The organism is Streptomyces sp. NPDC054849 (genome assembly GCF_053610945.1).
Window position 1 is genome coordinate 22540 of the sequence record NZ_JBSGZI010000093.1, and the last position, 10184, is coordinate 32723.

Genomic DNA, 10184 nt, shown 5'->3' on the forward strand with positions numbered 1-10184 from the left:
GAACGACGCCGGGCGCGCTTTCACCCGTACGGGAGCGCCCGATCACCGGAATATCGAATGATCAACTCCCCGTTGTCCGATGCGGACATGGCGATGCGAGGGACAGGGGGGTCCGAGGATGCGGGCAGACGTGAGCGTCAGCGTGAGCGGCACGGTGGCCGCGGGCTGGGAGCCGGTTCGGGAGGAGTTCGAGGCCTTCGTGGCGGGCGAGCCGCACTCGCCCGAGGCGCAGCTGGCGGTGCACCACGAGGGCCGCCGTGTGGTGGACCTGTGGGCCGGTGAGGACACCGACGCCGACACCCTCAGCCCGGTCTACTCCATCACCAAGGGCGCGGCTCACCTGGTGGTGGCACTGCTGGTGCAGGACGGGGTACTGGAACTCGACCGTCGGGTCTCCTCGTACTGGCCCGAGTTCACCGGGCACGGCAAGGAGCGGCTGACGCTGCGCCGGCTGCTCGCCCACCAGGCCGGGCTGGTGGCCACCGACGCGGGCTTCGACTACGACGAGATCGCGGACGACGCGCTGATCGCCGCGCGGCTGGCCGCGCAGAAGCCGTTCTGGGAGCCCGGGACGGCGTACGGCTATCACGCCTTCGTGATCGGCGCGCTGACCGGTGAGGTGGTACGGCGGGCCACGGGCCGGTCGGTCCAGGAGCTGTACGAGGAGCGGGTGCGCGCCCCGTACGGGCTGGACCTCCACCTGGGCCTGCCCGCCTCCGAGGAGGGCCGGTGGAAGCCGGTGCTCGAGCAGCTGCCCACACCGGAGCAGCTGGCGGCGCGAGCGGCCGCCGGGCCGCCGCCGGAGCTGATGGAGGTCGCCTTCAACGCGCACCGGCAGCCGCCGATGGATCTGATCGCGTACGCCAACCACCCGAAGGTGAGGGCCCTCGGCCCGGCTTCGGCGGGCGGCACGGGCACGGCCCGGGGCGTCGCGGCCTTGTACGCGGCGGCGATCAGCGAGGTGGACGGCCGAGCTCCGCTCCTGAAGCCGGAGACGGCCGCGGAGTTCGCGAAGCCGCACGCCCCGGGCACGGACCTGGTGACCGGGGAGGCGGACCACTTCGGGCTGGGCTTCGAGCGGCAGCACGCTGCGGGGCCCGAGGCCTTCGGGCACTGCGGCGCCGCGGGCGCACAGGGCTTCGCCGACCCGGTCACCGGCGTCGCGTACGGGTACACGCGCCGCCGTTTCGCCTTCCCGGGCGGGGCGGCGCCGGAGAACGAGCGCCTGACGGCGGCGGTGCTGAGGGCGGCGCGGGCGGTGTGACCCTCGGGCCGGCTCAGGCCTGGCCGGTCTCGAAGCGGCTGATCCGGCCGTCACCGGGGGCGATCGTGAAGCGCCAGGCGGTGCGCATCTCGCCCCAGGTGTCGTTGCGGTAGTCGACGACCAGGGTGCGGCCGCCGTCGGACTCGGACTGGACGTCCATGTGGCCGCCGGAGTCGAAGATCTCCCGGTCGATCCAGTCGTGGAGGTCGCGGTCGGAGCCGTCGTCGGACATGGTGGCGTCGGCGGTCAGGAGCGCGAGGAAGGCGTCCTTGTCATGCGCGTTGACGGCGCTGACGAGGGCGCCGACCACGGGATCGGAGAGTTTGGCGGGGGCGATGGCCACGGGAGCCTCCTGGTCGGTCGGGCGTACGTTCGCCCGTGCCCGACCAGGGAACAACGCGGACGGAGCCTCGTCGTCGACCCTCACCCGTTCGCCCGGCGGACGGCGTGTCAGGAGGCGGGCCCGAAAGTCCGGGAGGGCTGGGGAGGGACCAGGGGGCGGGGAGGGCCGGGGGGCGGGGAGGGGCCGGGAGCGGCAACTCAGGGCGTGTCGGGGGCGGTGCGGACCGGGAAGCCCGTCGGCCGGCCCTGCTCCCCCAGCCAGGCCAGCACCTGGTCGAGGGCCTCGACGGTCTGGGCGCGGTTGCCGCCGCCGTCGTGGAAGAGCACCGTCGGACCGTTGCCTATCTCGCGCTTCACGGCGTCGACGATGGCGGCCGCACCCGGCTTGTCGAAGTCCTTGGTGTCGACGTTCCAGCCGAGCGGACGCATGCCGTTCGCGGCGGCGATGCGCCGGCTGTCGGGGGTGAACGCCCCGCCTGGGGCGCGGTAGTACTCGACCTTGGCGCCGCTCCCCGCGGCCTCCTCGATGAGCTTCTTCGCGTCCAGGATCTGCTGCTCCTGGTAGGCGACGGGCTTCTTGTCCATGGCCGTGTCGTGGTCCATGGTGTGGTCGCAGAGCCGGTGGCCGGCCGCTACCACCTTCTTGACCAGGTCGGGGTGGGCCTTGGCCTGCGGCCCGACCATGCAGAAGGTCGCCTTGACGTCGTGCTTCCGGAGTGTCTCCAGCACCTTCGGCGTCCATCGGGGGTCGGGGCCGTCGTCGATGGTGATGTTGACGGCGTTCGCTCCGCCCTCCGACGCGTGGGCTATGCCTTCGGGTATCCCCTGCGGCTGCTGCGCCGGCTGACCACCGTCGCCCCGCCCGGAGTTGTCGGTGCCCTTCGGTCCGGCGACGTTCTGCTGGGTCGCGGTGCTGCCCGGCCCCACCAGGGTCGACACTCCCCATGTCGTCGCGGCCACGGCGGCGGCCGAAGCCACAACGGCGGCACCGGCCCGGATGCCCTTCTTGTTCGCGCGCGTCAGGAAACCCATGAACTGTCCTCCCCATCCGCTTTGTGAGCGTTCTGTGGATCAGGACGTTCATCGCCGCCGAGGAGTTCCAGCCGAATGCCCGCTGAATTCCTCCCAAGGAAACCGATGGGACTCAAGGGACTTCAGTCCTTGATCGCCCCGCATCCCTGCCCAGGCGATACCCGGGCGAAACAGCGAAAGTCCCAGCTCCGGAGCACTGGCCAACAAGTTCCGTCGTGTGTACCGAAGTTCAACGTCCATGGCCTGACGGTCCGGTCTCGACGACAAAGGCCCGGCCCCGGTGGACCGTTCGTCCACCGGGGCCGGGCCTGCGTGAGGGGGGTCAGCGCGCGACGGACTCCTGCGCCGCGGCCGCGGCCGCCTTGCCGCCGCCCGAAGGGCCGTCCGAGGTGGCGGACGAGGTGGCGTCCGGGTCGCCGCCCTCCGAGGTGCCGTCCACCCCGTCGGCGGGAGAGGGAGCGGGGGCCGGGCCCGCGCCCCGGAGCGGGACCTCCTTGACGAACCAGGCCGCCGCGAAGCCCAGTACGGCGATGGCCGCGCCGAGCAGGAACGCCGCGTGCGTACCGTCGGCCACCGCGTGCTGGTACGCCTCCCGCACGGCCTCCGGCAGCTTGGCCAGGCTCGCGGCGTCCAGCTGGGCGGAGCCCGCGGCTCCGGCCGCCTCCGGGCCCAGGCGCTCGGACATGGTGTCCGTGACCCGGGTGGTGAAGAGGGAGCCCATCAGGGCCACGCCGAAGGAACCGCCGAGCGTACGGAAGAGGGTCGCCGAGGAGGAGGCGACGCCCATGTCCTTCATGTCGACGCTGTTCTGCGCGACCAGCATGGTGATCTGCATCAGGAAGCCGAGTCCGGCGCCGAGAACGGCCATGTAGACACCCGACACGAGGCGGGAGGTGTCGGTGTCCATCGTCGCGAGCAGGAACAGCCCGACGACCATGAGCGCGCCGCCGACGATCGGGAAGATCTTGTACTTGCCGCTGTTGGTGGTGACGCGGCCCGCGATCAGCGAGACGGCCATCATCGAGAGCAGCATGGGCAGCAGGAGCAGACCCGAGTTGGTGGCGGAGGCACCCTGCACCGACTGCTGGAACAGCGGGAGGTAGAGCACGCCGCCGAACATCGCGAATCCGACCAGGAAGCCGATCACCGACATGAGGGTGAAGTTGCGGCTGCGGAAGATGTGCAGCGGCATGACCGGCTCGGCGGCCTTGGTCTCGGCGTAGAGGAACCCGGCGGTCGACAGCACGCCGACGGCGATGAGGCCGAGGATCTCGCCCGAACCCCATGCGTACTCGGTCCCGCCCCACGTCGTGACGAGAACGGTGGAGGTGATGGCGACGGTCAGCAGCGCCGCACCGAGATAGTCGATCTTCGGGCGGGCTCCCTGCTCGTTCTTCTTGGGCAGGTGGAGCACCGCGGTCACCATCGCGAGCGCGACGGCGCCGAGCGGCAGGTTGATGTAGAAGGACCAGCGCCAGCCCATGTGGTCGGTGATGGTGCCGCCGACCAGCGGACCGCCGACCATGGCGAGGGCCATCACGCCGGCCATCATGCCCTGGTACTTGCCGCGCTCCCGGGGCGGGATCAGATCGCCGATGATCGCCATGACGCCGACCATCAGACCGCCGGCGCCGAGACCCTGGATCGCGCGGAAGCCGATCAACTGGCCCATGTCCTGGGCCATTCCACTGAGCGCGGAGCCGATCAGGAAGATGACGATCGAGGTGAGGAAGGAGCCCTTCCGCCCGTACATGTCGCCGATCTTGCCCCAGATGGGGGTGGAGGCCGCGGTGGCCAGCGTGTAGGCGGTGACGACCCACGAGAGGTGCTCCAGGCCGCCGAGCTCGCCGACGATCGTGGGCATGGCAGTGCCGATGATCATGTTGTCGAGCATGGCGAGCAGCATGGCGATCATCAGCGCCATCAGGACGACCCGTACGCTGCGCGGCTTCACCTCCCCCGGGGTCCCCGCGGGCTTGACTGTGTCCACCATGTCCACTCCCCTGGCCCGCCTCCGGGCGCTTCCTCCCGCACGGGCACTTACTTGCCGCCCGGCTAGTTCACTACAATGGGGACGGTAGACCCGTAACTAGCCGGGCGTCAAGTAAGTAATTGGGGAGAGCCATGTCCAGCAGCAGTCCGCAGCGCCGCCGTGGCGACACGCGCCAGCGCATCCAGGACGTCGCACTGGAGCTCTTCGCCGAGCAGGGGTACGAGAAGACGTCTCTGCGCGAGATCGCGGAGCGGCTGGGGGTCACGAAGGCGGCGTTGTACTACCACTTCAAGACCAAGGAAGACATCATCATCAGCATCTTCGAGGACGTGACGCGGCCCATCGACGAGCTGATCGCATGGGCGGAGCAGCAGCCGCGCACCCTGGAGACCAAGCGCGAGGTGCTGCGCCGCTACAGCGAGGTGATGGCGGCGGGATCCTCGCTGTACCGGTTCATGCAGGAGAACCAGGCGACGACGCGCGAGCTGACCATCGGCGAGACGGTGAAGCAGCGGCTCTTCACACTGGTGGAACTGCTCCGCACCGAGAAGGGCCCGCTGACGGACCAAGTCCGCTGCATCAGCGCCCTGTTCACGCTGCACGCCGGCATGATGTTCCTCCAGCACGTGGAGGGCGACCCGGAGGAGACCCGCCTGGCGGCCCTGGAGGTCGCCACGGACCTCATCACCCAGGCCCACCACGAGCCTTCCTGAGCGCCGGTTCGACGCCGACCGGCCGGTCAGCCGAGCCGGCGGTCCTCGGCGGCGATGGGGACGTCGTTGATGCTGGCCTCGCGCCGCCTCATCAGGCCGTCGCCGTCGAACTCCCACTGCTCGTTGCCGTGGCTGCGGAACCACCGGCCCGCGGCGTCGTGCCACTCGTACTCGAAGCGCACGGAGATGCGGTTGCCGGTGAAGGCCCAAAGCTCCTTGTGCAGGCGGTAGTCGAGCTCGCGCTCCCACTTCTCGGTGAGGAACTCGCGGATCTCGGCGCGGCCGCTGAGGAAGCGGTCGCGGTTCCGCCAGACCGAGTCCTCCGTGTACGCGAGGGAGACGCGCTCGGGGTCGCGGCTGTTCCAGGCGTCCTCGGCGGCCTGAACCTTGGCACGGGCGGACTCCTCGGTGAAGGGCGGCAGGGGCGGGCGTGGGGCGGTGGTCGCGGCAGTGGTCACAGGGGCCCCCTTCTCAGGGCAACGGATGACGAGCGCGGAGAACGCTCGTTCTCAACGTAGAGAACGAGCGTTCTCCACGCAAGGGGCATTCGATTACCCTTCCCTCATGGACGACGAAGAGGCCCGTACCCGACTCCTGGACGCGGCGGAGGCACTGTTCTACGCCGACGGCATCCAGGCCGTCGGCATGGACCGCATCCGCGCCGAGTCCGGGGTCCCGCTCAAGCGGCTCTACCGGCTCTACCCCGCGAAGGAGTCTCTGGTCACGGCGTACCTGGAGCGCCGGGACCGGCGCTGGACGACGAGCCTGCGCGAGGCGGTGGAGGGCTCCCCGGCCCCGGTCCTGGCTGTCTTCGACTGGCTGGCGGACTGGTTCTCCGAGCCGGGCTTCCGGGGCTGCGCGTTCCTGAACGCGTACGGGGAGCTGGGCGCGGGCGGCCCGGCCGGCGTGCTGAACGTCGTACGCCGCCACAAGGCGGAGCTGCGGTCGCTCCTGGCCGGCCTGGCCGGCCCGGGCGAGGAGGCCCTGGCGGACCAGCTCCTGATTCTGGTCGAGGGCGCGACGGTGGTGGCAGCCCTGGACCCGGGCCCGGAGCCGGCGCGACGGGCCCGAGCGGTCGCGGAACGGCTCGTGTCGCCGATCGGCTGACATCCGCCGCCCCGCAGGCCCGAGACTGCCGCCTCAGCGGCAGTTGTTGCACCGTGACCTGCTCCTGCTGGTGCTGCTGCACCAGCAGGAGCGCCTCGTGCACGCCATGGCGAGGCGGTCGGACGAGGCACGGCCACATGGTCCCTGCCGAACAGGCCTGCGACCCGCCAGCGCCGACGAGCCTCGCGTCCGTGAAGCGGGACCGGGACCGGGATGCCGCCGCCTACCCGAATGCAGTGTCGGTGAGGTCCGGCCCACGCCCGTCGATGAGGTCGGGAGCCTGGAGCCCGTAGCCCTCGGCCCGACCGTAGTAGGTCAGATCGCCGGGCTCCGCCTTGACCCCGAGCACCTGGTCGAGCTCCTGCAGGGCAGACGCGAGCCGCGGCGCATTGTTGGCGTGGATGGCCGGGTGCGGTTCGCCCCGGAAATCACATGGCCCCCATACGTCGTGGTAGACGGACAATTCCGCGGAGGGGCCGATCTCGTCGGGTGACACCATGAGTTCGACCAGACGGTACTCAGCGTGGCGTGTTCCGCTCGCGTCGAACCAGGCGCCGGATCCCAGCACGACGATTCCGCCCATCTCCGCCTGCGGATGGCCTCCCGGCTGGCAGACGCGGAGGGCATCGGGCAGTGCCTGATCGTCGAGCGAACGCCGGCCGAGGTCCAGGCGGCTGTGGATGCCGAGGCCGCCCTTGCCGACCTGGAACCAGTTCCACTCAAGCGAGGCCGGCTCCAGCAAAGCGTGCTTCTGAAGCACCACACCCATGCGCGCCGCGGTCCTGAGCGCGGACTCCAGACCGGGCTCCGCCACGTCGTCCAGTTCCCAGAACCACGAGCCGCACTCCTTCGGCGCGCGCATCAGCATCGACATCGACTTCCCTACGGCATGGTGGCATTGGTGGGAAATACGGTGACGGACCCCTCGTCGAATCGTAGCTCGAAGGAGGCGTTGCTCCGGTGCCCGCGCCGCTGTCCACGTCCTTGAGCTGAGCACTGAATTCGATGCGCCGTCGGGAGTGCGGACCAGCACGTCCAGGTCGAGATTCTGAGCGGGAAGCTTCAGATCGAACCCGATGTTCTTGATCCCCTCGGACTGGAGGTCCGCGGCGTACTCCAGCGCTGGTGCACAGCGGGAACCATGCCCTTCTGCTTGACCTGGAACAGAAGGCCCTCAGGGTTCTTGAACCCGGGGGTGTCCGCAATCGGCGTGTTCGTATCCCACTCCGGCGAGTAGCCTGCACATAGTCCGTCCGCGGTCGGCATGGACGGCCGCCGGACGTGCCCGTTCGCCGCACAGACGGCTCCCTTCCGCACCGGCACCCACGCCCGCGCTCGCGCCCGCGGGTGCGCCCGCGGGTGCGCCCGCGGGTGCGCCCGCGGGTGCGCCTCGTTCACGCCGTGGCGCTGGTACGGGAACCGCTCTAGCGCTTGGCGTCGGCGATGGCCGCCGTGATGAGGCCGGCCGCCTCCATCTCGTCCAGCCACACCAGCCCGAGCTCCGCGGCCTTCTCCGGGGACGCGGGCAGTGTGCCGGTCGGCTCCCAGAGCAGGCTGTCCCGGCCGAAGGCCTCGTCGTGCGTCCCGGTGCGCACCACACGCCGCCGCAACAGGGGACCCTGCCGGTCGGCCGCGGTGTAGTAGGTGATGCGCCCCTCGGCGTCCACGGCGTCGAGGACCGCATGGTCGAGGGAGCTGAGCGTCGGACCGCCGGCGTGGCCCTGCAGGGTTCCGGGGCGCATCTGCACACCGTTCAGGTCGAGGAGACCGGCATTGTCCTGGAGGAACGCGCCGCCCCGCTCGTAGAAGAGCAGGAGCGGCTCGTAGAGGTCGGGCAGGTCCGGAAGCTCTTCCGGATGCCGCGCCCGGTAGTCCGCCAGCCGCACCGCACCCGTGCAGGTCCGCTTGACGGCGTTGATGGCGACGGTCTCACCCAGGTATTCCCGGAGCTGTGTGGCGACTTCCGCGTCAAGCGAGAAATCGGGGTCCACGTACTCGACGACATCGAAGAACGGCCACATGGTCTCGGCCGAGCAGGCCTGCGCCCACAGCCCCGCCCGCCGAAGATATTCGCGCATCAGCAGGCGACGAGACATGACGTGCGCGAACACGTCGTCCCAGTCCCCGTCCCATTCAACTGCCCGAAGGCGCTCCAGCACGAGTGACGCCGCCCGGTCGTTCACTTCACGATCCCCTTCGATCGCAGCTCTTGGAGGAGAGCCGCCGTTACTTCGTCGATGTTCGCAAGACCGGGTGCCAGTTCGACATTCGGAAGGTCGAGCCCCAGCCCAGGCCACTGGGAGAACCGGCCGTTGTTCTCTTTCAGTGCGAGCTCGTGCGCACCGGCGTCATGGTAACTTCCCGGCCATTCGTGATAGAACCCAGCGTCTCCGCCTCCGTTGTCGTAGCGCCCCCAGAGGTGCTCCGCATCACGTACGTAGGGAATTCCCGCCTCGATGAAGTGACTTTCCGTGAACTCATGCCCGATGTAGCGCTCGAACAGCGTCTCTTCGGCACGGGTCAGAGTGCCCTCACTGGCACCCCTCCAGAGGTCGGCGATGTCGCTTCGCGGCGTGAAGTACGCCAGTCGCGGGGCTCCCGGAGCCTGGGTCACCACGTGCTCGGTGAGGAAGAAATGGGTGCGCACCCGGTCCAGGACCTGCGTACTGATCCCGGTGTTCTCCGAAATGCTCCGGATATCGAGGGATTCGGGGTTGGCGCGGACCTGGTCGTAGTACCGTGCCGCCGCATGGTGCTCGGGCGTGGGCTCCTCGACGTAGCGAGCACCATCCGGCCGAGGCTCGGACGCGCCGGAGAGAACGGGGTGCTCGCCCGACCCGGACCCACCCGAGGCTCCGGGACCGTCTCCGTGACCGGTTCCGCCGCTGTCCCCGCGCCCGCCGCCCGACGGGGTGTCCGTGTGACTGCCGCCCGACGGAGTGTCCGTGTGACCGCCGCCCGACGGAGTGTCCGTGTGACCGCCGCCGGAGGGGCCGTCCGTGTGGCCACCCGCACCGGGGCCGTCGCCGTGACCGGTACTGGTACCACCAGGGCCGTCCGTGCGGCCGCCGCCGGTCGGGGGCTCGTGGCTCGCCGAGGGGCCGTTGCCGTGGTCGTACGCGCTGCCGCCCGGCGTGTGGTCGCCGGCGCGGCCGGTGGGGGTCAGGTCCGGACGACCCGTCGGGGTCAGGTCCGGACGACCCGTCGGGGTCAGGTCCGGACGACCCGTCGGGGCGTGGTCGGCGGCGCGGACCGGATCCGAGATGTCGGAGCCGAGGCGGATGACGTCGTCTCCGCCGCGGGCGCCGACGCCGGCCAGTTCGAGTTCCGGGATCCTGGCCGTGGCCGGGGAGTCGACCTTCGGGGGGTCGACGCGCGGGATGCCCGCGCCCGCGTCCGGCTTGGCCTTCGGGGCTTCGCTGATGTGCTGGGAGAGCGAGCCGTCGGCTTTGTAGATGTTGCCCTTGGGGTCCATGAACTGCGGCGGGCCGTCCACGGGCAGCTTGACCGTGCCCGGGGGGAACGTCGTGGTGCCCTCGGGAAGTTTGATGGTGCCGTCGGGGAGCTTGGCCGCCCCGTCCGGGATCGCGGTGCCCTTGGGGAGCTGGATCGCGCCGTCGGGGAGCTTGAGGGCTCCCTCGGGGAGGGCGAACGCTCCGTCGCCGATCTTCGGGATCTCGATGTTGCCCATGCCCTTGAGGCCGGCCATGACGTCGCCGATCTTCGTGATGCC

At 70.3% G+C, this 10184-nt stretch carries 9 protein-coding genes and 1 pseudogene; 3 read left to right on the forward strand and 7 right to left on the reverse strand.

Annotated elements, in window-relative coordinates; translation table 11 throughout:
• Positions 1-130 precede the first annotated feature (130 nt).
• Positions 131-1264: a serine hydrolase domain-containing protein gene (locus ACWGIF_RS30060; RefSeq protein WP_453502173.1), complete on the forward strand. Its 1134-nt coding sequence runs from the start codon at positions 131-133 to the stop codon at positions 1262-1264.
• Positions 1265-1277: 13 nt separating this feature from the next.
• Here ACWGIF_RS30060 and ACWGIF_RS30065 read toward each other — a convergent pair whose 3' ends face one another.
• The 3 genes from ACWGIF_RS30065 to ACWGIF_RS30075 form a co-directional block, all read right to left on the reverse strand.
• Positions 1278-1607 (reverse strand): nuclear transport factor 2 family protein, encoded by a 330-nt coding sequence (locus ACWGIF_RS30065; RefSeq protein WP_453502174.1) that lies wholly within the window; start codon positions 1605-1607, stop codon positions 1278-1280.
• A 197-nt stretch (positions 1608-1804) separates the two neighbouring features.
• Positions 1805-2638, reverse strand: coding sequence for a polysaccharide deacetylase family protein (locus ACWGIF_RS30070; RefSeq protein ID WP_453502176.1), 834 nt, complete (start codon positions 2636-2638; stop codon positions 1805-1807).
• A gap of 322 nt (positions 2639-2960) precedes the next feature.
• Positions 2961-4631, reverse strand: a complete 1671-nt coding sequence (locus tag ACWGIF_RS30075) for an MDR family MFS transporter (RefSeq protein WP_453502177.1) — start codon at positions 4629-4631, stop codon at positions 2961-2963.
• Positions 4632-4762: 131 nt separating this feature from the next.
• Between ACWGIF_RS30075 and ACWGIF_RS30080 the strand changes: the two genes are divergently transcribed.
• Positions 4763-5344 carry a TetR/AcrR family transcriptional regulator gene (locus ACWGIF_RS30080; RefSeq protein WP_453502178.1) on the forward strand — a complete coding sequence of 194 codons (582 nt, stop codon included), beginning with the start codon at positions 4763-4765 and terminating at the stop codon, positions 5342-5344.
• A 26-nt stretch (positions 5345-5370) separates the two neighbouring features.
• On the opposite strand, the gene ACWGIF_RS30085 is transcribed toward ACWGIF_RS30080, so the two are convergent.
• Positions 5371-5802 (reverse strand): nuclear transport factor 2 family protein, encoded by a 432-nt coding sequence (locus tag ACWGIF_RS30085; RefSeq protein WP_453502180.1) that lies wholly within the window; start codon positions 5800-5802, stop codon positions 5371-5373.
• Positions 5803-5908: 106 nt separating this feature from the next.
• On the opposite strand from ACWGIF_RS30085, the gene ACWGIF_RS30090 reads away from it, so the two are divergent.
• Entirely contained in the window at positions 5909-6451 is a 543-nt protein-coding gene (locus ACWGIF_RS30090) for a TetR/AcrR family transcriptional regulator (protein ID WP_453502182.1), read from the forward strand.
• A 223-nt stretch (positions 6452-6674) separates the two neighbouring features.
• On the opposite strand, the gene ACWGIF_RS30095 is transcribed toward ACWGIF_RS30090, so the two are convergent.
• From ACWGIF_RS30095 to ACWGIF_RS30105, 3 genes and pseudogenes are all read right to left on the reverse strand, one after another.
• Entirely contained in the window at positions 6675-7319 is a 645-nt protein-coding gene (locus ACWGIF_RS30095; protein ID WP_453502185.1) for a hypothetical protein, read from the reverse strand.
• A 556-nt stretch (positions 7320-7875) separates the two neighbouring features.
• Positions 7876-8634 (reverse strand): hypothetical protein, encoded by a 759-nt coding sequence (locus ACWGIF_RS30100; protein ID WP_453502184.1) that lies wholly within the window; start codon positions 8632-8634, stop codon positions 7876-7878.
• Positions 8631-10184: pseudogene (locus ACWGIF_RS30105) on the reverse strand (hypothetical protein); the annotation flags it as partial. The gene ACWGIF_RS30100 and the pseudogene ACWGIF_RS30105, both read right to left, overlap by 4 nt.